The following is a 542-nucleotide window of genomic DNA, read 5'->3' as shown; positions in this document are numbered from 1 at the left end:
TTAGAAATGACTTTTTTGGTACATTTTACCAAAGCTATTACCCACGTACTGCCTTTGTGCTTTAAAATCAAAGGAAATTATTTACTTTTAGGAACTTTCTTAAACTTCAATATATGAAAAAGACCATAATGACCGTACTGGCTGCCGGAGCGTTGGTTTCCTGCGGGACCTCTCAGCAGCAACCACCTCAAGAGGAAACCCCGGTACAAACAACTCAAACCCCTACAATTACATTGTAATATCCTGAAACCAGAAAATGAAACACCGTTGACACGTATTTTGGCACTAAAGTAGAAGATCCTTATCGCTGGCTGGAAGACGACCGCAGTGCAGAGACTGAAGCATGGGTAAAAGCCCAAAATGAAGTCACTTTTGACTACCTTGAGGATATCCCTTTCAGGGAGGAACTTAAAAAACGCCTTACAGAACTCTGGAACTATGAAAAGATCTCGGCTCCATGGAAAGAGGGCGACTGGATCTATTTCAGTAAAAATGACGGATTGCAGAACCAGAGCGTGATCTACCGCAAAAAGTCGGAAGAT

At 42.1% G+C, this 542-nt stretch carries 1 pseudogene; it reads left to right on the top strand.

The window, feature by feature from the left end:
- Positions 1–113: 113 nt before the first annotated feature.
- A pseudogene (locus HC176_RS15925) lies at positions 114–542 on the top strand (prolyl oligopeptidase family serine peptidase); the annotation flags it as partial.

It is taken from the genome of Tamlana crocina (assembly GCF_012037625.1).
The sequence above is the reverse complement of the archived record's forward strand: the minus strand, read 5'-3'. Positions and strand labels throughout refer to the sequence as shown.